Origin of the sequence: Orenia metallireducens, assembly GCF_003001995.1 — a bacterium.
In the GTDB taxonomy this organism is placed as follows: domain Bacteria; phylum Bacillota; class Halanaerobiia; order Halobacteroidales; family Halobacteroidaceae; genus Orenia; species Orenia metallireducens_B.
The window spans coordinates 32,448-53,429 of the sequence record NZ_PVNB01000021.1 but is presented as its reverse complement, the minus strand read 5'-3'; the positions used below and the strand labels follow the sequence as shown (position 1 = coordinate 53,429).

At 35.2% G+C, this 20,982-nt stretch carries 35 protein-coding genes; all 35 read right to left on the bottom strand.

The features are described from left to right. Positions 1-2: 2 nt before the first annotated feature. A complete protein-coding gene (locus tag BX659_RS13685; protein ID WP_097018141.1) occupies positions 3-857 on the bottom strand; it encodes an energy-coupling factor transporter ATPase in 855 nt (284 codons plus the stop codon). Beyond that, entirely contained in the window at positions 842-1,702 is an 861-nt protein-coding gene (locus BX659_RS13680) for an energy-coupling factor transporter ATPase (RefSeq protein ID WP_097018142.1), read from the bottom strand. Before BX659_RS13680 ends, BX659_RS13685 begins: the two co-directional genes overlap by 16 nt. A 168-nt stretch (positions 1,703-1,870) precedes the next feature. Next, complete coding sequence (gene rplQ / locus BX659_RS13675; RefSeq protein WP_097018143.1) at positions 1,871-2,212, bottom strand: 50S ribosomal protein L17; 342 nt, start codon at positions 2,210-2,212, stop codon at positions 1,871-1,873. Positions 2,213-2,245: 33 nt separating this feature from the next. After that, positions 2,246-3,187, bottom strand: a complete 942-nt coding sequence (locus tag BX659_RS13670) for a DNA-directed RNA polymerase subunit alpha (RefSeq protein WP_097018144.1) — start codon at positions 3,185-3,187, stop codon at positions 2,246-2,248. A 115-nt stretch (positions 3,188-3,302) separates the two neighbouring features. Then, the gene (gene rpsD, locus BX659_RS13665; RefSeq protein WP_097018145.1) at positions 3,303-3,932 is read right to left on the bottom strand and encodes a 30S ribosomal protein S4; all 630 of its coding nucleotides are present in this window, start codon (positions 3,930-3,932) and stop codon (positions 3,303-3,305) included. Positions 3,933-3,992: 60 nt separating this feature from the next. Beyond that, positions 3,993-4,382 carry a 30S ribosomal protein S11 gene (gene rpsK / locus BX659_RS13660; protein WP_097018146.1) on the bottom strand — a complete coding sequence of 130 codons (390 nt, stop codon included), beginning with the start codon at positions 4,380-4,382 and terminating at the stop codon, positions 3,993-3,995. 35 nt (positions 4,383-4,417) lie between these two features. Further along, complete coding sequence (gene rpsM, locus BX659_RS13655; protein WP_097018147.1) at positions 4,418-4,789, bottom strand: 30S ribosomal protein S13; 372 nt, start codon at positions 4,787-4,789, stop codon at positions 4,418-4,420. Positions 4,790-4,823: 34 nt separating this feature from the next. Beyond that, positions 4,824-4,937, bottom strand: a complete 114-nt coding sequence (gene rpmJ / locus BX659_RS13650) for a 50S ribosomal protein L36 (protein WP_027339519.1) — start codon at positions 4,935-4,937, stop codon at positions 4,824-4,826. Positions 4,938-4,964: 27 nt separating this feature from the next. Then, on the bottom strand, positions 4,965-5,186 hold the full coding sequence (infA, locus tag BX659_RS13645) for a translation initiation factor IF-1 (RefSeq protein WP_018249335.1): 222 nt from the start codon (positions 5,184-5,186) through the stop codon (positions 4,965-4,967). 458 nt (positions 5,187-5,644) lie between these two features. Next, positions 5,645-6,295 carry an adenylate kinase gene (locus BX659_RS13640; RefSeq protein ID WP_097018148.1) on the bottom strand — a complete coding sequence of 217 codons (651 nt, stop codon included), beginning with the start codon at positions 6,293-6,295 and terminating at the stop codon, positions 5,645-5,647. A 17-nt stretch (positions 6,296-6,312) separates the two neighbouring features. Then, a complete protein-coding gene (gene secY, locus BX659_RS13635; protein ID WP_097018149.1) occupies positions 6,313-7,572 on the bottom strand; it encodes a preprotein translocase subunit SecY in 1,260 nt (419 codons plus the stop codon). Between the two features lie 4 nt (positions 7,573-7,576). Beyond that, positions 7,577-8,020: a 50S ribosomal protein L15 gene (gene rplO / locus BX659_RS13630; protein ID WP_097018150.1), complete on the bottom strand. Its 444-nt coding sequence runs from the start codon at positions 8,018-8,020 to the stop codon at positions 7,577-7,579. Between the two features lie 45 nt (positions 8,021-8,065). Then, on the bottom strand, positions 8,066-8,569 hold the full coding sequence (gene rpsE, locus BX659_RS13625) for a 30S ribosomal protein S5 (protein ID WP_097018151.1): 504 nt from the start codon (positions 8,567-8,569) through the stop codon (positions 8,066-8,068). Positions 8,570-8,598: 29 nt separating this feature from the next. Continuing rightward, entirely contained in the window at positions 8,599-8,964 is a 366-nt protein-coding gene (gene rplR, locus BX659_RS13620) for a 50S ribosomal protein L18 (protein ID WP_097018152.1), read from the bottom strand. A gap of 30 nt (positions 8,965-8,994) precedes the next feature. Beyond that, a complete protein-coding gene (rplF, locus tag BX659_RS13615; protein ID WP_097018153.1) occupies positions 8,995-9,525 on the bottom strand; it encodes a 50S ribosomal protein L6 in 531 nt (176 codons plus the stop codon). Between the two features lie 28 nt (positions 9,526-9,553). After that, a complete protein-coding gene (gene rpsH, locus BX659_RS13610) occupies positions 9,554-9,952 on the bottom strand; it encodes a 30S ribosomal protein S8 (RefSeq protein ID WP_097018154.1) in 399 nt (132 codons plus the stop codon). 39 nt (positions 9,953-9,991) lie between these two features. Further along, complete coding sequence (locus BX659_RS13605) at positions 9,992-10,177, bottom strand: type Z 30S ribosomal protein S14 (protein WP_097018155.1); 186 nt, start codon at positions 10,175-10,177, stop codon at positions 9,992-9,994. Between the two features lie 16 nt (positions 10,178-10,193). After that, on the bottom strand, positions 10,194-10,733 hold the full coding sequence (gene rplE, locus BX659_RS13600) for a 50S ribosomal protein L5 (protein ID WP_097018156.1): 540 nt from the start codon (positions 10,731-10,733) through the stop codon (positions 10,194-10,196). Between the two features lie 25 nt (positions 10,734-10,758). After that, positions 10,759-11,079 (bottom strand): 50S ribosomal protein L24, encoded by a 321-nt coding sequence (rplX, locus tag BX659_RS13595; RefSeq protein ID WP_143786670.1) that lies wholly within the window; start codon positions 11,077-11,079, stop codon positions 10,759-10,761. 31 nt (positions 11,080-11,110) lie between these two features. Beyond that, positions 11,111-11,479, bottom strand: coding sequence for a 50S ribosomal protein L14 (gene rplN / locus BX659_RS13590; protein ID WP_068715963.1), 369 nt, complete (start codon positions 11,477-11,479; stop codon positions 11,111-11,113). A gap of 26 nt (positions 11,480-11,505) precedes the next feature. Then, the gene (rpsQ, locus tag BX659_RS13585; protein ID WP_097018158.1) at positions 11,506-11,763 is read right to left on the bottom strand and encodes a 30S ribosomal protein S17; all 258 of its coding nucleotides are present in this window, start codon (positions 11,761-11,763) and stop codon (positions 11,506-11,508) included. A 17-nt stretch (positions 11,764-11,780) separates the two neighbouring features. Further along, positions 11,781-11,984 carry a 50S ribosomal protein L29 gene (rpmC, locus tag BX659_RS13580; protein WP_097018159.1) on the bottom strand — a complete coding sequence of 68 codons (204 nt, stop codon included), beginning with the start codon at positions 11,982-11,984 and terminating at the stop codon, positions 11,781-11,783. Next, positions 11,974-12,408, bottom strand: coding sequence for a 50S ribosomal protein L16 (gene rplP, locus BX659_RS13575; RefSeq protein ID WP_097018160.1), 435 nt, complete (start codon positions 12,406-12,408; stop codon positions 11,974-11,976). The genes rpmC and rplP overlap by 11 nt, the downstream gene beginning before the upstream one ends. Positions 12,409-12,428: 20 nt before the next feature. Continuing rightward, positions 12,429-13,076, bottom strand: coding sequence for a 30S ribosomal protein S3 (rpsC, locus tag BX659_RS13570; RefSeq protein WP_097018161.1), 648 nt, complete (start codon positions 13,074-13,076; stop codon positions 12,429-12,431). Positions 13,077-13,079: 3 nt separating this feature from the next. Then, positions 13,080-13,421, bottom strand: a complete 342-nt coding sequence (gene rplV / locus BX659_RS13565) for a 50S ribosomal protein L22 (RefSeq protein WP_097018162.1) — start codon at positions 13,419-13,421, stop codon at positions 13,080-13,082. 28 nt (positions 13,422-13,449) lie between these two features. Further along, the gene (gene rpsS, locus BX659_RS13560) at positions 13,450-13,734 is read right to left on the bottom strand and encodes a 30S ribosomal protein S19 (RefSeq protein WP_097018163.1); all 285 of its coding nucleotides are present in this window, start codon (positions 13,732-13,734) and stop codon (positions 13,450-13,452) included. 22 nt (positions 13,735-13,756) lie between these two features. Further along, positions 13,757-14,602 (bottom strand): 50S ribosomal protein L2, encoded by an 846-nt coding sequence (rplB, locus tag BX659_RS13555; protein ID WP_097018164.1) that lies wholly within the window; start codon positions 14,600-14,602, stop codon positions 13,757-13,759. Between the two features lie 27 nt (positions 14,603-14,629). Continuing rightward, positions 14,630-14,917, bottom strand: coding sequence for a 50S ribosomal protein L23 (gene rplW, locus BX659_RS13550; protein ID WP_068715980.1), 288 nt, complete (start codon positions 14,915-14,917; stop codon positions 14,630-14,632). Further along, positions 14,917-15,543 (bottom strand): 50S ribosomal protein L4, encoded by a 627-nt coding sequence (gene rplD, locus BX659_RS13545; RefSeq protein ID WP_097018165.1) that lies wholly within the window; start codon positions 15,541-15,543, stop codon positions 14,917-14,919. Before rplD ends, rplW begins: the two co-directional genes overlap by 1 nt. Before the next feature lie 21 nt (positions 15,544-15,564). After that, positions 15,565-16,188, bottom strand: a complete 624-nt coding sequence (rplC, locus tag BX659_RS13540; RefSeq protein ID WP_097018166.1) for a 50S ribosomal protein L3 — start codon at positions 16,186-16,188, stop codon at positions 15,565-15,567. A gap of 33 nt (positions 16,189-16,221) precedes the next feature. Further along, on the bottom strand, positions 16,222-16,539 hold the full coding sequence (gene rpsJ, locus BX659_RS13535) for a 30S ribosomal protein S10 (RefSeq protein WP_097018167.1): 318 nt from the start codon (positions 16,537-16,539) through the stop codon (positions 16,222-16,224). Between the two features lie 86 nt (positions 16,540-16,625). Beyond that, positions 16,626-17,807 carry an elongation factor Tu gene (tuf, locus tag BX659_RS13530; RefSeq protein ID WP_097018168.1) on the bottom strand — a complete coding sequence of 394 codons (1,182 nt, stop codon included), beginning with the start codon at positions 17,805-17,807 and terminating at the stop codon, positions 16,626-16,628. Between the two features lie 19 nt (positions 17,808-17,826). Next, positions 17,827-19,899, bottom strand: coding sequence for an elongation factor G (fusA, locus tag BX659_RS13525; protein ID WP_097018169.1), 2,073 nt, complete (start codon positions 19,897-19,899; stop codon positions 17,827-17,829). 27 nt (positions 19,900-19,926) lie between these two features. Further along, positions 19,927-20,400, bottom strand: a complete 474-nt coding sequence (gene rpsG, locus BX659_RS13520) for a 30S ribosomal protein S7 (protein ID WP_097018170.1) — start codon at positions 20,398-20,400, stop codon at positions 19,927-19,929. A gap of 32 nt (positions 20,401-20,432) precedes the next feature. After that, positions 20,433-20,807: a 30S ribosomal protein S12 gene (rpsL, locus tag BX659_RS13515; protein WP_097018171.1), complete on the bottom strand. Its 375-nt coding sequence runs from the start codon at positions 20,805-20,807 to the stop codon at positions 20,433-20,435. Positions 20,808-20,982: the final 175 nt, after the last annotated feature.

Below are 20,982 nucleotides of genomic sequence, written 5' to 3'. Positions count from 1 at the left end.
TTTTACCCTCTCATCAACTTTAGAATTTCTTCTTTCGCCTCTTCCACAGTAAAGATATCTGTAGTAATTTCTAAATTATTTAACTTCTGCTTTAAGTTTTTCATTATCTTTGTTACCTGAGGAATACCTAAACCAATACTTTCCAGTAACTGGTCATGATCAAAGACATAACTAGGAGCACCTTCTAACACCAATTTACCCTTCTCTAATACCAATACTCTATCAGCCAATTGAGCAACCTCTTCCATGCGATGAGAAATTAATATAATAGTTAAACCAAATTTATCTTTTAAATCAATTATCTCTTTAATCAACTCTTTTCTTGCTTTAGGATCTAATCCCGCAGTTGGCTCATCTAATATTAATATTTCAGGCTCCATTGCTAATACTCCAGCAATAGCAACTCTTCTTTGTTGCCCACCTGATAATCTAAAAGGAGATCTATCTTTGAACTCTTCAAAATCTAAGTTAACTAACTTTAAAGCCTTCTTTACTCTCTCTTCAATTTCCTTATCCTTCAAACCTAAATTCTTGGGTCCAAAAGCAACATCTGCAAAGATTGTCTCTTCAAATAATTGATGTTCAGGATATTGAAAGACTAGCCCTACCTTTTTTCTAATCTCTTTTAGCTTCTTAGTTTTGGTTATGTCTTGGTTGTTAATCATAATCTTACCTTCAGTTGGTCTAATCAATCCATTTAGGGTCTGAACTAAAGTCGACTTACCAGAGCCAGTATGACCTATTAAACCAATAAATTCCCCTTTAGCAACTTTAAAATTAATATCCTTTAAAATATAGTTGTTAGGGTTCAACTCAACATCATAATTATGACTTAAATTCCTTACTTCAAGTAGCATAATTTATTCACCAGCCTATCTATATCAAAAATATCAGGACTTATCTTTAAACCTTGTTGGTGAAGTTTAAATGCTAACTCTGTAACTTGGGGAACATCTAAATGGTACTCTTTGATCTTATCTACTTGGCTAAATATATCCCGAGGAGTTCCTTCTAAAACTATCTTCCCCTCTTCCATTACAATAATTCTATCAGCCTGAATAGCCTCAGTCATAAAATGGGTAATATGAACTATAGTCATTCCTAAACCTTTATTTAACTTCTGTATAGCATCCATTACACTCTTTCTACCTACTGGATCTAGCATTGCAGTAGGTTCATCTAAGACCAAACATTTAGGTTGCATAGCCAAAACACCAGCAATAGCTACACGCTGCTTCTGACCACCAGATAAATTATGAGGAGCATATCTTTTAAACTCTTCCATAGCAACTGCTTTTAAAGAATTATCAACTCGTTTTCTAATTTCACTGGATTCTAATCCTAAATTCTCAGGACCAAAAGCAATGTCCTCTTCTACAATGTTAGCAACCAGCTGATTATCAGGATTTTGAAAGACCATTCCAACCTGCTGTCTAATATCCCAGATCTTATCTCTATCAGAAGTTTTATCCCCATTAACATCTACAGTTCCCTGATTAGGTACTAATAATCCATTTAACATTTTGGCTAAAGTAGATTTACCAGAGCCATTGTGTCCTACAATTACTAGAAATTCCCCATCTTTAATATCTAAATTAATTCCATTAAGTACCCACTCTTCACTATCATTATATTTATAATAAAGGTCTTGAACCTCAATTAATCCCATTTTTTCACCAACCTGATATAAAAAAACAGCCATTTATACCGGACGAATAAGAAAGTCCAAGTCTTATGGACATAAAGATTACGTCCAGTATCATAAAGTAACTATGGCTGTTTAATTGATTATATTTTTTTATGATACACAATTTGCTATACTTAATAGAGCAGCAAATAGATAAACTAAATTATCTACTTTAATCTTTAACTATTCTACTAGCTCTAAGATAGCCATTGGTGCAGAATCACCACGTCTTGGACCTACTTTAAGAATTCTAGTATATCCACCTTGACGTTCAGCGAATCTTGGAGCAATCTCATCAAATAATACTTGTACTGTCTCTTTATCTTGAAGAGTACTCATTACTTGTCTACGGTGATGTTGAGTACCTTTTTTAGCTTTAGTGATTAATTTTTCAGCAATTCTTTTTACTTCTTTAGCTTTAGCTTCTGTTGTTTCAATTCTTTCGTTCTTGAACAGAGCATTAGCTAGACTAATAAATAAAGCTTTTCTTGGTGCGCTTTTACGACCTAATTTCCGCTGAGCCACAACTATCCCTCCTTATTTTGAAATTTATAATTATTATAATTCAGGCTTTCCTAGACCTAAACCTAGTTCAGCAATCTTAGCTTTGATTTCTAATAAAGATTTCTTACCTAAATTTCTAACCTTCATCAGGTCTTCTTCTGAAGTGTTTGCTAACTCTTCTACAGTGTTGATTCCAGCTCTCTTTAAGCAATTAGAAGAACGAACAGATAAATCTAGTTCTTCGATTGTTGTTTCCATCAGTTTATCTTTTTCTTCTTCTTCTTTTTCTACCATAATATCCACATTATTAATCTCTTCACTAAGATTAATAAACAAGTCTAAATGCTCTGCTAATACTTTAGCAGATAAACTAATAGACTCTTCTGGATCAATACTACCATTAGTAGTAACTTCTAAAGTTAACTTATCTAAATCACTTCTTTTTCCTACACGTGTATCTTCAACTTTAAAGTTAACTCTACGCATAGGAGAGAAATCTGAATCAATAGGCAATACACCGATTACATGTTCTTCATCTTTATTATCCTCAGCTGATACATACCCACGTCCATTTTCTACTACAGCTTCTAATATAAATTCACCTTCATCGGATAAAGTAGCAATATGATGGTCAGGATTAAGTATCTCTATGTCACCACTAACAGTAAAATCACCAGCCGTAACTTCACCTTCACCATTTGCTTCAATCCTTAAAGTTTGAGGTTCTTCTTCATTCATTTTGATAACTACATCTTTTAAGTTCAAGATAAGATCAGCTACATCTTCTACAACTCCAGGTACAGTAGAAAATTCATGGCGTACACCTTCAATTTTAATTGAAGTGATTGCAGCACCTGGCAGAGATGACAACATTATTCTTCTCAATGAATTTCCTAAAGTAACCCCATAGCCCCTTTCTAAAGGGGTAATTACAAACTTACCGTAGGTATCTGTTGATTCAATACGTTCAATAGTTGGCTTTTCAATCTCAATCATTAACTTAACCCTCCCTTTAATTAAGAAAAGATTTCAACAACTCTAATTGAGGGTGATAACTTGATTAATTGCAAAAGTAGCAAAGTGGTTCAAAAGAACCACAATTAAACCGCTATTATCTAGAGTAGAACTCTACAATTAACTGCTCATTAATTGGAAGATCTATTTCCTCACGAACAGGTGCTGTTAATACTTTTCCTTCTTTCTTTTCCATATCTACTGTTACCCAAGAAGGTAGAGCTTTATCAGCATTCAACTCACAAACTTCTTTAATTCTCTTTAAACTCTTGCTATTTTCTCTAATAGCTATTACATCATTCTCTTTTACTAAGTAAGAAGGAATATCGACTCTTCTACCATTAACACTAATGTGTCCATGTCTTACAAACTGTCTTGCTTCACTTCTAGAAGTAGCAAATCCTAATCTATAAACAACATTATCTAATCTACTTTCTAATAACTCTAAGAAGTTTTCACCAGTAATTCCATGCTTTCTTTCAGCAGTTTCAAAATAACGCTTAAATTGATTTTCTAAAACACCATAACTTCTTCTAACCTTTTGCTTTTCCTTCAACTGCAAACCATATTCAGATAATTTGCTACGACGACCTCTTCCTTGATCTCCAGGACCATAAGAACGACGCTCAATAGCACACTTATCTGAATAACATCTTTCACCTTTCAAGAATAACTTTTCCCCTTGTTGTCGACATAAACGACAAACAGGTCCAGTATATCTTGCCATATCTGTTACACCTCCAAGTTTATATCATTATCCTAGTTTTATATCAAATTTTATATCAGATTATACTCTACGACGCTTTGGTGGACGACAGCCATTATGAGGAATAGGAGTTACATCTTTAATTAGAGTTACTTCTAATCCAGCTGCTTGTAATGAGCGAATAGCCGCTTCTCTTCCTGCACCAGGTCCATTAACAAAAACTTCAACCTCTTTTAAACCATACTCCATTGCTTCCTTTGCTGCATTATCAGCAGCCATTTGAGCAGCATAAGGAGTGCTTTTACGAGAACCTTGCAAACCTAAATTACCTGCACTTGACCAAGCAATTGTATTTCCTTTAGCATCAGTTAAAGTTACAATTGTATTGTTAAAAGTAGAGCGAATATGAGCTTGACCTTTTTGAACTCTAATATTCTTCTTTTTCTTCTTCTTTTTTACCCTACGTGCCATGGTATCCCTCCTTATTTATCTATTTTAATTTCTTATTATTTCTTTCTTTTTGCTCCTACAGTTCTCTTAGGACCTTTTCTAGTTCTAGCATTATTCTTAGTATTTTGTCCGCGAACTGGAAGACCTCTTCTATGCCTTAAACCTCTATAAGAACCAATATCTCTTAACCTTTTAATATTTCCTCTTACTTCACGTCTTAATTCACCTTCTACAAGATAATCCTCATCAATAACTCTACGTAATTCAGCTACTTCACCTTCAGTTAAATCACGTACTCTTGTATCAGGATTAATTCCAGTCTTTTCAACAATTTTTTGAGCAGTTGATCGTCCGATTCCATAAATATAAGTTAAACCAATTTCGATTCTCTTATTTCTAGGTAAATCAACACCTTCAATCCGTGCCATATTATTTACACCTCCCAATTTAAAGTATTAGAAATTAACCTTGACGTTGTTTGTGCTTAGGGTTTTCACAAATAACATAAACTCTCCCTTTACGACGAATTACTTTGCATTTATCGCAAATAGGTTTTACTGATGGTCGAACTTTCATATTAACCCTCCTTCTATCTTACTCTAATTAAGATTTATGACGATAAGTAATTCGACCCCGACTTAAATCATAAGGTGATAGTTCAACAGTCACCTTATCCCCTGGTAGGATTCGAATAAAGTTCATTCTCATCTTTCCAGAAACGTGAGCCAATACTTTGTGACCATTTTCCAACTCTACACGAAACTTCGCATTCGGTAATGGTTCAATTACAGTACCTTCAACTTCAATAGCCTCTTCTTTTGCCATTGATTATCTTTAACCCCCTTAACAAATTTACACATTATTCCACTTTATCATCTCAGTATAACATTATATCACAAAAATCATATTTTATTCAATTAAAGTTGGGTTTAATATGAATGAGGACCTAAAAATTCAACCTTAAAGGAGTGATAGTTTCCTGTTAATGTCCTAACATATACAGTTCAACCATCATTAGTAAAATGGTCCTCACTATAAGCTGAAAACCAAAAACTTGAAAAGTTTAATAGAAAAATTAATTAAACCCCATCCTTATCTATTAATAATTTAAAAACGTAATAATTTAAAAGAAGAAGTTTGATTTATTTAGATAAAATTCGTCAACTAGGGGCATAACAAGCACCCCATATCTCATAGCTTTTTGACAGTTGACGAAAAAATAAACTTCTAAAAAGCTATATTATATAAATAGCTTTTGAATATTAACTTCTGCTCAATCTACGTTATTTAATATTATCTAATAAGTCTTTAATTTCAACAAATACATTATCCAAACTATCTTCCCCATTAATGGTTTCTAATAAATCACGTTCTTGATAGTAATTAATTAAAGGAGAAGTTTGCTCAGAGTAAACATTTAATCTCTGCTGAATGGTATTTGGATTATCATCTTCACGTTGATATAACTCACCGTCACACTCATCACAGACACCTGCAACTTTTGGTGGATTAAATTTAACATGATAACTAGCACCACATGATTTACAGATTCTTCTACCAGATAATCTATCAATAACTTCTGCATCACTTACTTTAATGTTTATAACAGCATCTAAAGAAGTATTCATATCAGCTAAGATTGAGTTCAATGCATCGGCTTGATTTACAGTTCTAGGAAAACCATCTAAAATAAATCCTTGATGACAATCTTTTTGAGATAATCTTTCTCTAACTATCCCAATAGTAACCTCATCTGGTACTAACTTACCTTGATCCATATATTCCTTTGCTTTCTTTCCTAATTCTGTCTCTTCTTTAATTGCTTTACGAAACATATCTCCAGTAGAGATATGAGGAATCCCATAAGCTTCCTGTAAGCGAACTGCTTGAGTTCCTTTACCTGCTCCTGGAGGACCAACTAATACTAAGTTCATCGATATCACTCCTTGAATTACTTCATAAACCCTTCGTAATGTCTAGATAATAAATAAGTTTCAATTTGCTGCATAGTTTGTAAAGCAACACCTACTACGATTAATAAAGCTGTTCCACCGAATTTCATTTGAATCCCGGTAAACTCCATAACAAAATTAGGTAAAATAGCAATTAAAGCTAAAAATATTGCACCAGCCAAAGTTATTCTAGTTAAGATTTTATCTAAATATTCCGCTGTTGGTCTACCTGGACGACGACCTGGAATAAATCCACCATGTTTTTTCATATTATCTGCTATTTCAATTGGATTGAATTGAATAGCAGTATAGAAATAAGTAAAGAAGATAATCAACAATGAGAATAAGATCATATACAGAATTGATCCTGGACTTAAAGCATTAGCTATAGCTTGAGCCCAGCTTTGTTGAATAAATTGAGCAATAGTAGCCGGGAATAAAAGAACAGAAGAAGCAAAGATTACTGGAATTACTCCAGCTTGATTTACCTTTAAAGGAATATGAGTTGACTGTCCCCCATAAACCTTACGCCCTACTACTCTTTTGGAATAACGTACTGGAATCTTTCTTTGTCCTTCTTGAATATAGATAACTAATGCAATTACAATTACTGAAATTACTAAGAAAAGTAGGAGATTAAAGATATTAATAGTTCCTGCGCTTAGTCCTTTAATTGTCTGAATAACACCTGTTGGAAAACGTGAAACGATTGAAGCAAAAATGATTAATGATATCCCATTTCCAATTCCTTTTTCTGTAATCTGTTCACCCAACCACATTAAGAAGACAGTTCCTGCAGTTAATGTTACTACAATTGTAGCTAAATTAAAGAAAGAAGGATTCTTAATTGCTCCATAATTTCTTATCATCAAAGTAATACCTGTACCTTGGATAATTCCTAAAAGTACAGTAGCATATCTTGTATAACGAGTAATTAGTGTTTTTCCTTCAGGACCTTGTTTAACAAGCTCCTCTAATTTTGGAATAGCAACAGTCAATAACTGCATAATAATTGATGCAGTTATGTAGGGACTGATACTCATAGCAAAAATAGTGAAGTTCTTTAAAGCCCCTCCAGCAAACATATCTAAAAACCCTAAAACACCAGCACCAGCAAATAACTTCTCTAATGCTTCAGGATTGATACCAGGAACTGGAATATGAGCTCCAACACGGTATACAGCAATCATAGCTAAAACAAAGAAAATCTTTTTTCTCAACTCTTTAACTTGTAGCGCATTACTTAGAGCTGATAGCATCTTGTTATATCACCTCTACCTTTCCTCCTGCAGCTTCGATCTTCTCAGCTGCGGACTTAGTAAATTTGTGGGCTTTAACAGTTAAAGACTTTTCTAAGCTTCCATCTCCTAAGATCTTAACACCATCTTTAACCTTCTTAATTAAACCGGCTTCTTTTAATACCTCTACAGTAACCTCTGTATCAGCATCAAAACGATTGAGGTCATTTACATTGACGATAGCATATTCTTTTCTAAACTGAGCATTAGAGAATCCTCTTTTAGGTAATCTTCTATATAAAGGAGTCTGACCACCTTCAAAGAAAGGTCTTACTCCACCACCTGATCTTGCATTTTGGCCTTTATGTCCTTTTCCAGAAGTTTTCCCAGTTCCAGAACCAATACCTCTACCAACTCTCTTGCGGTTCTTTTTAGATCCTTCTGCTGGCTTTAAATCGTGTAATTTCACAATTTTCACCCCCTTAGCAACTTAAAAATTAATTAAAATTATATATTATCCTAATAATTCATCTACACTTTTACCTCTTAATTTAGCAACATCTTCAGCATTTTTAAGACTAGCTAATCCAGTAATAGTAGCTCTAACCATATTAATTGGATTATTAGATCCTAAAGATTTAGTTAAGATATCTTTAATTCCTGCTAATTCTACAACAGCACGTACTGGACCTCCAGCGATAACTCCAGTACCTTCAGAAGCAGGTTTTAGAAGAACATTACCAGCACCAAAGATACCATTGATTTCATGAGGTATAGTAGTATCTTTTAAAGGAACTTTAACTAGACTCTTTTTAGCAGCATCAATAGCTTTGTGGATAGCATCTGGTACTTCGTTAGCTTTTCCGATTGCAGCACCTACATGACCATTACCGTCACCAACTACTACTAATGCACTAAAGCTGAATCTACGTCCACCCTTAACTACTTTAGTTACGCGGTTAATATTAACAACTCGTTCCTCTAGATCTAATTTACTAGGGTCAATAAGTTTGCTCATCTTTTTCCCTCCTTTTACTCAAAAATTAATTAAAACTTCAATCCGTTTTCTCGAGCAGATTCTGCTAAAGCTTTAACACGACCATGATAATCATATCCACCACGATCGAATACAACTGTAGTTATTCCTTTATCTAAAGCTCTTTTAGCTATATATTCACCAACAGTTTTAGCAGCATCTTTATTTCCACCATTTGAAACTTTTTCACTGATCTCTTTATCGACACTAGAAGCAGCTACTAAAGTTTCGCCAGCAAAATCATCGATGACTTGAGCATAGATATGTTGATTACTTCTATATACATTTAATCTAGGGCGATCTGGTGTACCTTGAACCTTATTACGGATTCTTTTATGTCTTTTTTCCCTAGCTTCTCTTTTACTTAACTTGCTCATTCTCTTCCCTCCTTTATCGGATATTAACTATTAACCAGTTTTACCTTCCTTACGTCTGATAACTTCATCAACATATTTGATTCCTTTACCTTTATAAGGTTCTGGTGGTCTAACAGCTCTAATGTTAGCAGCTACCTGACCTACTAATTGCTTGTCAATACCTTTAACAATAACCTTGTTCTTGTCTACTTCAAAGTCAATACCCTTTGGTGGTTCAATCACTACAGGGTGAGAATATCCAACTTGTAGCTCTAAATTGTTACCTTTTTTAAGTGCACGATAACCTACACCATTTAATTCTAAAACTTTTTTAAACCCTTCAGTTACACCTTCAATCATATTAACGATTAAACTACGAGTTAAACCGTGCATAGATTTATCTACTTTAGAGTCTGTTGGTCTAGTTACTACAAGTTCATTATCTTCTATTTTTATATCCATTCTTGGATTAACTACTTGTTGTAATTCTCCATTAGGACCTTTAACTTTCACTACATTACTATCTATAGTTACTTCTACCTTTTCAGGAATTGCAACTGGCTGATGTCCGATTCGAGACATAATCTACACCTCCTTTTTTATTCAATTATTACCACACGTAGCAGAGAACTTCTCCACCAATTCCTGCTTTACGAGCAGATTTATCTGTCATTAAACCGTTAGAAGTTGAGATAATAGCTATACCTAACCCACCTAAAACTTTAGGCAAATCTTCTTTATTAGCATAAACTCTCAATCCAGGCTTACTAATTCTCTTGATACCACTGATAATCTTTTCACCGTTAGCACCATACTTTAAGAATACTTTAATTGTACCCTGTGGTCCATTATTGATTCTTTTAAACCCTTTAATAAAACCTTCTTCTTGTAAAACCCGAGCAATTTCTTCTTTAAGGTTAGAAGCAGGGATTTCTACTTCTGATTTTAAAACAGAATTTGCATTTCTGATTCTTGTTAGCATATCTGCAATAGGATCAGTTATATTCACTGTTCATACCTCCTTTCAAATTAACAGCATTAAAACTTTCTACCAACTAGCTTTCTTAACACCTGGCAATTTACCTTCGTGGGCTAATTCTCTAAAGCATACACGGCATAATTCGAATTTTCTAATAACACCATGTGGTCGTCCACACTTACGACATCTATGTTCTTGTCGAGTTGAATACTTAGGCTTCCGATTAGCCTTTATTATTTTAGCCTTTCTAGCCACTCTGTCCCCTCCTTAATTACTTTTTAAATGGCATACCCATTAGTGATAATAACTCTTTAGCTTCTTCATCAGTTTCAGCAGTAGTTACTACAACAATGTCCATTCCTAAAATTTTATCAACATCATCGATCTTAATTTCTGGGAAAACAGTATGGTTAGTTAAACCTAAAGAATAGTTACCTCTTCCATCAAAAGATTTACCAGAAATACCTCTAAAGTCACGAACACGTGGTAATGCTACATTAATTAATTTATATAAGAACTCATACATTTGTTCTCCACGAAGAGTAACCTTACAACCAACTGGCATACCTTCTCTAATTTTAAAGTTAGCAACTGATTTTTTAGCTCTAGTAATTACAGGATTTTGCCCAGTAATAGCTTGGAAAACTTCAACAGCTTGATCAAGCACCTTAGCATTCTCTGCAGCTTCGCCAAGTCCCATATTAAGAACAACCTTATCTAATTTAGGAACTTCCATAACATTAGCGTAATTAAACTTTTCTACCATAGCAGGAGCTATCTCTTTAATATATTTTTCTTTTAAAAGTGACATAGTTTTACCTCCTTTCTATCAACAATTAATCTATATCTTCTTCACACTTTTTACAATAACGTACCTTTTCACCGTTATCTAAAACTTTTTTACCTGTACGAGAAGGTGCTCCACATTTTCCGCAAACTAACATTACATTAGAACTATTAATTGGAGCTTCCTTTTCAAGAATACCACCTTGTGGATTTTCTTGAGTTGGCTTGACATGTTTTTTTACGATATTTACACCTTTAACGATAACACGATTTTCTTTTGGAAAAGCTTTTAGGATTTCTCCTTCTTTACCTCTATCTTTTCCTGCGATAACCTTAACTTTATCGCCTTTTTTTACATGTAACTTAGACATCCCAATTGCCTCCTTTCTTCTAAAACTTTAATTAAAGCACTTCAGGCGCTAAAGAAATAATTCTTGTGAAATTCTTCTCTCTTAATTCACGAGCAATTGGTCCAAAGATACGTGTTCCTCGTGGCTCATTGTTTTTACTAAGAATTACAGCAGCATTTTCATCAAAACTGATATATGAACCATCTTTTCTTCTAACTTGATTTTTTGTCCGTACAATAACTGCTTTAACCACGTCACCCTTCTTTACCATACCATCAGGGATAGCTTCTTTAACTGTAGCAACGATTACGTCACCAATAGAAGCATAACGTTTTTTAGAACCACCTAAAACTTTAATACAAAGTAGTTCTCTAGCTCCTGAGTTATCTGCTACTTTTAATCTAGATTCCTGTTGAATCACTTCAAAACCCTCCTTTCAATTAAAAACTATTCAGCTTTTTGAACAATCTCTTCTACTACCCAGTTCTTAGTCTTACTTAAAGGACGAGTTTCTACAATTCTAACTTTGTCCCCTACTCGACACTCATTCTTTTCATCATGAGCTTTGAACTTAGAAGTTCTAGTGATAACACGTTTATATAATGGATGTTGAGTCTTTCTTTCAACTGCAACAACAACAGTCTTATCCATCTTATCACTAACAACTAATCCGATCTTTTCTTGCGGTGCACTGCGTCGAGCCATATTAACCCTCCTCTCAATTAACCTTGGTTAATACCAAGTTCACGTTCATTTAAAATAGTCTTAACACGAGCAATTGACTTCTTAACCTCTTTTATACGTGCAGGGTTATCTAATTGCACTGTAGCATTTTGAAAACGCAAGTTAAATAATTCTTCTTTCAATTCATCTAACTTTTGCTCTAATTCTGCATTAGTTAAACTTCTTAACTCATTAGCTTTCATTGCTGTCACCATCCATTTCTTCCCGTTTTACAAATTTCGTTTTAATAGGCAGTTTGTGTGCTGCTAATCTCATAGCATCTCTAGCAAGCTCTTCACTAACACCAGCAAGTTCAAACATTATACGCCCTGGCTTCACAACAGCAACCCAGTGTTCTGGAGCTCCTTTACCACTACCCATTCTTGTTTCAGCTGGCTTAGCAGTTACCGGTTTGTCAGGGAAGATACTTATCCAAACCTTACCACCACGTTTAATTTTACGAGTAATTGCAACTCTGGCTGCCTCGATTTGACGATTGTTAATCCATGCAGGCTCTAGAGCTTGTAAACCGTAATCACCAAAAGAAACTTTATTACCACGCTGAGCTTTACCTTTCATCCGTCCACGATGTTGTTTTCTATGTTTAACACGCTTTGGAATTAACATGTCATTGGCCCCCTTTCTGATTAGTCTTCATTAATTTCAGGTAAGATTTCACCTTTATAAATCCAAACTTTTATTCCGATTTTACCATAAGTTGTGTCCGCTTCTGTAAATCCATAATCTATATCAGCACGTAAAGTGTGTAAAGGTACACTACCTTCACTATAACCTTCAGTACGAGCCATATCAGCTCCACCTAAACGACCTGAACATAGAACCTTGATTCCTTCAACACCTCTTTGACGCATTGCTCTACCAATAGATTGCTTCATTGCTCTTCTAAAAGATACACGATTTTCGATTTGCTCAGCAATATTCTCAGCAACTAATTGTGCATCTTGATCAGGATTTTTAACTTCAACAACATTAACTTGAACTTGTTTACTAGTCATAGCTTCTAATTCGGCTCTTAAGTCGTTTACTTCAGAACCACCTTTTCCAATTACCATTCCTGGTCGAGCAGTATGAATATTAATTTTAATTCTGTTTGCAGCTCTTTCAATTACGATTCTAGAAATACCTGCGTCATACATTTTACCCTTCACATGGTCTCTTATCTCTAAATCTTCATGTAATAAATCAGAATAATCCTCTTTATTAGCATACCACTTAGCGTCCCAGTCTTTTACTACACCAACTCTAAGACCGTGTGGATGAATTTTTTGACCCATTCATTATCCCTCCTTTTTTTCTGCCACTTTTATTGTAAGATGGCTTGTTCTTTTATTAATAGGACTTGCTTGCCCCATTGCTCTTGGTTTATATCTTTTCATTGTTGGACCTTCATCTACATATGCTTCAGAAATATATAATTCATCAGCAATCATACCATGATTATTTTCAGCATTAGCTACAGCTGAAACTAATAATTTTTCAATAATTCCTGCTGCTTTATTAGGTGTATTCTTTAAGACACCAAATGCTTCGCCAATTTCTTTACCCCTTACTAAGTCAATAACTAACCTTGCTTTTCTTGGGGAAATCCGAATACGTTTAGCAACGGCTTTTGCTTCCATGGTTTAACCCCCCTTTACTCTCTAAACTCTATTTAAGTGACGTAGATCTTTCAGTGTGATCTCCATGTCCTCTGAATGTTCTAGTAGGTGCAAATTCACCTAATTTATGACCAACCATATCTTCAGTAACATATACAGGAACATGTTTTTTTCCATCATGAACGGCAATAGTATGCCCTAACATTTGCGGGAAAATAGTTGAACTTCTTGACCAAGTTTTAATAACTTTCTTCTTCCCAGACTTGTTCATCTCTTCAACTTTAGCTAATAGCTTTTTATCTATAAATGGTCCTTTTTTTATTGAACGACCCAATCTAATGTCCCCCTCTCATTAATTATTTTCTTCTACGCTTCTTCGCATGACGGCTGCGAACAATCATCTTATCAGAAGCCTTCTTCTTACGAGTCTTCTTACCGATAGTAGGTTGACCCCAAGGAGTAACTGGATGTCTACCAGATGTTTTATTCTTACCTTCACCACCACCATGAGGATGATCATGAGGGTTCATTACAGTACCACGAACTGTAGGTCTAATACCCATCCATCTCTTTCTTCCAGCTTTACCGATAGTAATATTTTCATGTAATTCGTTACCTACTTGACCAACTGTAGCTTTACATTTAACATGAACTAATCTCATTTCACCAGAAGGTAATTGAATATTTGCATATTTACCTTCCTTAGCCATAAGCTGAGCACTAGCACCTGCAGAGCGTACCATTTGTGCACCTTTTCCTGGCTTAAGCTCGATATTATGAATTATAGTACCTACTGGAATATCTTTTAAAGCTAATGCATTTCCTGGCTTGATATCTGCTTCAGGACCTGAAAGAATTTCATCTCCTACATTAATTCCTTTTGGAGCAATGATATATCTTTTTTCTCCATCTGCATAATGTAACAATGCAATACGAGCAGATCTATTTGGATCATACTCAATTGTAGCTACCTTAGCTGGAACTCCATCTTTATCTCTTTTAAAGTCAATAATTCTGTACATTCTCTTATGGCCTCCACCACGATGACGAACAGTGATGCGACCATTTGCATTACGTCCACCACTTTTTTTCAGTGGCTTAAGTAAAGACTTTTCTGGCTTATCAGTTGTAACGTTACTAAAATCCTCCACAGTCATATATCTTCTTGACGGTGTGGTTGGCTTAAATTTCTTAATCGCCATCTTTACTCCCTCCTTTTCTTATAAAAATTATACACCTTCAAATATTTCGATGCTATCTCCTTCAGCTAGTTTAACTCTAGCTTTCTTCCAATTAGATGTCTTACCTTGAGTATATCCCATTCTTCTCTTCTTACCTGGCATACGATTAGTAGTTACTTTTTCAACATTTACATCAAAGATCTTTTCAATAGCCTTTTTGATTTCAGGCTTGTTAGCTTTGATAGCTACTTTAAAAGTATACCAATTTTCTTCCATATCCATCATACTTCTTTCAGAAATATGAGGCGCAATAATAATATCCCGAGGATCCTTCATTATGCTAGCACCTCCTCAACTTTAGCAACTGCATCTTTAGTCATAATTACTTTATTACTATTTAAAACATCATATACAGTTACCTTAGTAGGTGTTACAACTCTCACTCCCGGAAGATTACGAGCTGATTTATAAACATTATCATTCTTTTCAGAAAGTACAATTAATACTTTAGAGTCTGCTGCATCAAAACTCTTTAATACAGATACCATCTCTTTAGTTTTTGGTGCTGCAAAGTTGAAATTATCAATAACAACTAAGTTACCTTCTTCAACTTTTAAAGTTAACGCTGATTTTACAGCTAACTTTTTAACTTTCTTAGGAAGTTTCTTATTATATTTACGAGGTTGTGGTCCAAAAGTAGTTCCACCACCTACCCAAAGTGGAGAACGGATACTTCCGTGTCGAGCACGACCTGTTCCTTTTTGCCTCCATGGCTTACGTCCACCACCAGCAACTTCTCCTCTAGTTTTAGTCTTAGCACTTCCAACACGCTTAGCCGCTAATTGAGCAACAACCGCTTCATGAAGTACATGTTCATTTACCTCTACACTAAAAACTTCATCTCTTAAGTCAAGGTTCCCTGACTTTTGTCCATCAATATTGTATAAAGCTAATTCAGGCATCTTTATCCCCCTTTCCTAACACTATTTTACTGTTTGCCGAATAGTTAATAACCCTTTTTTAGGTCCAGGAACTGCACCTTTAATTAATAATAAGTTCTTTTCAGGGTCTACTTTAACAACTTCTAAGTTTTGAACTGTTACTTGTTCATGTCCCATATGTCCAGGCATCTTTTTCCCTTTAAATACTCTTGCAGGGTCAGATCCAGCACCAATAGAACCTGGTCTTCTGTAGTTTCTAGAACCGTGAGTTTTTGGTCCAGTATTAAAATTCCATCTCTTAACTGTACCTGCAAATCCTTTACCTTTAGAGATACCAGTTACATCAACCTTCTCTCCTTCAGCAAATGTATCTGCTTTAATTTCATCTCCTGTTTCTAGAGCTTCTGCTCCTTCAACTCTAAATTCACGAATATATTTTTTAGGATTAACTCCATATTTATCGAAGTGTCCCTTTAGAGGCTTATTTACTTTATTTTCTTTATCATCAACAAACCCTAATTGTACAGAGCTATATCCGTCAACCTCTTCAGTTTTCTTTTGAATTACAGTACATGGTCCCGCTTCAACAACTGTAACAGGTACAACTTCACCATTTTCAGTGAAAATTTGTGTCATACCAACTTTTTTACCTAAAATCGCCTTCATTTTTTCTACACCTCCTTAAAACACATATAAATATTATAGTTTAATCTCTATGTCAACACCAGCTGGTAAATCTAATCTCATTAGAGAGTCAACAGTCTTAGGTGTTGGGTCTTTAATATCAATTAATCTTTTATGAGTTCTCATTTCAAATTGTTCTCTAGACTTACTATTTACGTGAGGCGCACGTAAGATTGTAAACACCTCTTTTTTAGTAGGTAAAGGAATCGGTCCAGAAACGTCAGCTCCAGTTTTTTTAGCAGTTTCAACGATCTTTCTTGCTGAGTTATCTAGAAGCTGATGTTCATAAGCTTTTAATCTAATTCTAATCTTACCTGTAGCTTGTTCAGCCATAATTTTCACCTCCAAATAACGTTTAATTTAGACAGAAAAAAGATGAGGAGGAATAATACTCCTCATTCCCTTTTCTATAAATTTAATTATTCAATAATCTCAGTAACAACACCAGCACCAACAGTTCTTCCACCTTCACGAATAGCGAATCTTAATCCTTCGTCCATCGCGATTGGAGAGATTAGTTCTCCTACCATTTCGATGTTATCTCCTGGCATTACCATCTCTACACCTTCTGGTAAGTGGATTGAACCTGTTACATCAGTTGTCCTGAAGTAAAATTGTGGTTTATATCCATCGAAGAATGGAGTATGACGTCCACCCTCTTCTTTACTTAATACATATACTTCTGATTTGAATTTAGTATGTGGAGTAATACTTCCAGGTTTTGCTAATACTTGTCCACGCTCGATATCTTCTCTCTTAACACCTCTTAATAATGCACCAATGTTATCTCCTGCTTGTGCTTGATCCATTAATTTACGGAACATCTCTACTCCTGTTACAGTAGTAGTTTCTGTATCTTTAATCCCTACGATTTCTATTGTATCTCCAACTTTAACAACACCTTGTTCTACACGTCCAGTTGCTACTGTTCCACGTCCAGTAATACTGAACACGTCCTCTACTGGCATTAAGAACTCTTTGTCTGTATCTCTTTCTGGAGTTGGGATATACTCATCTACTGCATCCATTAATTCTAAGATCTTATCTGCCCATTCTCCTTCTGGTTCTTCTAATGCTTTTAATGCAGAACCTACTACTACTGGAGCGTCATCTCCTTCAAATTCATACTCGCTCATTAACTCTCTTACTTCCATTTCTACTAATTCGATTAACTCTTCGTCATCTACCATGTCAGCTTTGTTTAAGAATACTACGATCTTTGGTACTCCTACCTGACGGGATAATAGTAAATGCTCTCTTGTTTGAGGCATTGGTCCGTCAGCTGCTGATACGATTAAGATAGCTCCATCCATCTGTGCTGCTCCAGTGATCATGTTCTTTACATAGTCAGCATGTCCTGGACAGTCAACGTGAGCATAGTGACGATTTTCTGTTTCATACTCTACGTGTGAAGTAGCGATTGTAATTCCTCTTTCTCTTTCTTCTGGTGCATTATCGATATCTTCGAAGTTAGAACCTCCTACACCTTTTGATAATACCTTTGTAATAGCTGCAGTAGTTGTTGTTTTACCGTGGTCTACGTGACCAATTGTACCAATATTAACATGAGGTTTCGTTCTCTCAAACTTTTCTTTTGCCATTTTATTTCCCTCCTAATTATTATTGAACTTTTGAAATAATTTCTTCAGAAATATTAGCTGGAACTTTATCGTAATGATCCATTTGCATTACATATTGAGCACGACCTTGTGTATTTGAACGAAGGTCAGTTGCATAACCAAACATTTCAGATAATGGCACCATTGCTCTAACAATTCTAGCATTACCTCTTTGATCCATACCTTGTACCTGTCCACGACGACTGTTAAGATCTCCAATTACATCTCCCATGTATTCCTCAGGAGTTGTAACTTCAACAGCCATAATCGGTTCTAGCAATACTGGCTTAAGCTTCTTAACACCATCTTTAATTGCCATAGAACCAGCAATCTTAAATGCCATCTCAGAAGAGTCAACTTCATGATAAGAACCATCATGTAAAATAACTCTAACATCTACAACTGGGTAACCAGCTAAGACACCATTTTCTAAAGCTTCTTTAGCCCCTTGTTCTACTGAACCGATATAGTCTCTAGGAATAGTTCCTCCAACAATCTTATCAACGAATTCGAATCCTTCACCTGGATCTAATGGTTCAACATCCATAACTACATGACCATATTGACCACGACCACCAGATTGTCTTACGAATTTACCTTCAACAGTACCTGTCTTAGTAAATGTTTCACGATAAGATACTTGCGGTTCACCAACATTAGCTTCGACACTAAATTCTCTAGTTAAACGATCAACGATTACGTCTAAGTGTAATTCACCCATACCACCAATGATTGTTTGACCAGTCTCCTCATCAGTTCTAACAGTAAATGTAGGATCCTCTTCAGCTAATTTCTGTAGAGCCTCTCCTAATTTATCGCCATCTTTTTGAGTTTTAGGTTCGATAGCAACATGAATTACTGGTTCAGGAAACTCCATTGATTCCAAGATAACTGGATCATCTTGATCACATAAAGTATCACCTGTACTTGTATTTTTAAGTCCTACAGCAGCAGCTAAGTCTCCTGCATAAACTTCATCTCTCTCTTCACGTTTGTTAGCATGCATCTGTACGATACGTCCTACACGTTCTTTTGATTCTTTAGTTGAGTTATAGATGTAAGAACCTGATTCTAATACTCCAGAGTATACTCTAAAGAATGCTAGCTTACCAACATAAGGGTCAGTCATAATTTTGAAAGCTAGTGCTGAGAACGGAGCATCATCCTCTGCAGGTCTAACAACCTCTTCCTCAGTTCTAGGTCTAATACCCGTTACAGGAGGAATATCAACTGGAGATGGTAAGTAAGCAATAACTGCATCCAATAGTGGTTGAAGACCCTTGTTCTTTAATGCTGTACCACAAAGAACAGGAGTTATTTTATTCTCAATAGTACCTTTACGGATAGCAGCCTTAATCTCTTCTACTGTAAGTTCTTCTCCTTCTAAGTACTTCATCATAATCTCTTCATCAAGATCAGCAATTGCTTCGATTAATAATTCACGATATTCTTGTGCTTTATCTTCTAATTCAGTAGGAATATCTACAATCTCATAATTAATCCCTAATTCTTCATCATAAACAATTGCTTTCATTTCAACTAAATCGATAGAACCCTTAAAGTCTTCTTCTTTTCCAATTGGAAGTTGAATAGGCACTGGGTTAGCAGCAATTCTATCTTCCATCATTTGTACTACATTGTAGAAGTCTGCACCTGTTCTGTCCATCTTGTTAATAAAAGCAATTCTAGGAACATTATATTTATCAGCCTGTCTCCATACTGTTTCAGATTGAGGCTCAACTCCACCAACTGAACAGAATACACCAACAGCACCGTCTAATACTCTTAAAGATCTCTCTACCTCAACAGTGAAGTCCACGTGTCCTGGTGTATCTATAATATTAACTCTATGGTCATCCCATTCACAAGTAGTAGCAGCAGATGTGATTGTAATTCCACGTTCTTTTTCTTGTTCCATCCAGTCCATTTGAGAAGCACCATCATGAGTTTCCCCAATCTTGTGCACACGCCCTGTATAGAATAGAATACGTTCAGTAGCTGTAGTCTTACCAGCATCGATATGCGCCATAATTCCAATATTTCTAGTCTTTTTTAATGGAAATTGTCTGGGCACTATATAACACCCTCCCTTATTCTTTGATTACCATCTGTAATGTGCAAAAGCTTTATTAGCTTCAGCCATACGATGTACTTCTTCTTTCTTCTTGAAAGCTCCACCTTGTTCGTTATAAGCATCAACGATTTCGTTTGCAAATCTTTCAACCATTGTTCTTTCACTTCTTTTTCTAGCTGCATCAACGATCCATCTTAATCCTAAAGTAACTCTTCTGCGGTTGCTAACCTCTACAGGAACTTGATAGTTAGCCCCTCCAACACGTTTACTTTTGATTTCTAAAACTGGCATAACATTATTTAATGCAGTTTTTAGGATTTCCATTGCATCATCTTCTTCTTCAACCTTCTCTTGAATGGTTGTCATTGCATCATAGAAAATCTTCTCTGCTAAACTTTTCTTCCCGTCAATCATAATAGAATTAATAAAACGACTTACCAATTTACTATTATATATCGGGTCAGGAGTTATCTCTCTAACTTGAGCTCTATTTTTTCTCATCATTTACCCCCCTTCCAATAATCCTAAAATAACTAATCTCTAGGTTTTTTTACACCATATTTAGAACGACCTTGTTTTCTATCCTCTACACCTGCAGTATCTAAAGCCCCACGTACTATAGTATATCTAACACCAGGTAAATCCTTAACACGACCACCTCTTACTAATACTACAGAGTGTTCCTGCAAGTTATGTCCAATACCAGGTATATAAGCTGTAACCTCTTTACCATTAGTTAAACGAACACGAGCAACCTTTCTCAACGCAGAGTTAGGCTTTTTAGGTGTAGTAGTGTATACTCTAGTACACACACCTCTTTTTTGTGGCGAGCCTTCTAATGCTCTAGCACCTTTTTTCTTAGCAGTTTTCTTTCTACCTTTACGGATCAACTGATTTATAGTTGGCATCAGTCCACCTCCTTCCAATTTGTTTAAGATTATAATTTGATGATAGGGATGCAAGTTAACTTGCATCCCATAATTATGTGTATTATTTAAAACTAATACCTAATTTATAACTAAAAAGTATTTACTGAGAAAACAGTCTTTATCACAACACACTTACGTATTTTAACACTTAGTA